The organism is Bradyrhizobium uaiense (assembly GCF_010811875.1).
GTDB lineage: Bacteria > Pseudomonadota > Alphaproteobacteria > Rhizobiales > Xanthobacteraceae > Bradyrhizobium > Bradyrhizobium uaiense.
Genome location: NZ_VKHP01000929.1, coordinates 1 through 245, shown reverse-complemented (window position 1 = coordinate 245; position 245 = coordinate 1). Strand labels below are relative to the sequence as shown.

1 protein-coding gene and 1 pseudogene are annotated in these 245 nt (G+C 64.9%); one reads left to right on the top strand and one right to left on the bottom strand.

From position 1 onward, the window contains the following. Positions 1 to 104 (bottom strand): annotated as a pseudogene (locus FNJ47_RS54305) (DUF3280 domain-containing protein); the annotation flags it as partial. Positions 105 to 143: 39 nt separating this feature from the next. On the opposite strand from FNJ47_RS54305, the gene FNJ47_RS55220 reads away from it, so the two are divergent. After that, a partial coding sequence (locus FNJ47_RS55220) for a DUF2380 domain-containing protein (RefSeq protein WP_430649499.1) occupies positions 144 to 245 on the top strand: 102 nt, incomplete at its 3' end.

The window sequence follows — 245 nt, the reverse complement described above, 5'->3', positions numbered from 1 at the left end:
GAGTCCGCAAGCTCCCTGCGCACCTGAGCGCCGGTGCGGAGCAGCCGCGCCTGCTCGTCGGTCCGCGGCCCGTCCACTTCCCCCTGCAGGCTGGTGTCGATCATCTCGAGGTCGAACACGGCGAGCTGGGCGCTGATCTGGTGATGACTGGCGTGGTGCAGAAGGTCTCCAACCTCATTCTCAACATCAATCTCTATCTGCGCGACGTACATACCGGGCAGTTGGTGGCAGCAGCGAGCGCCGAC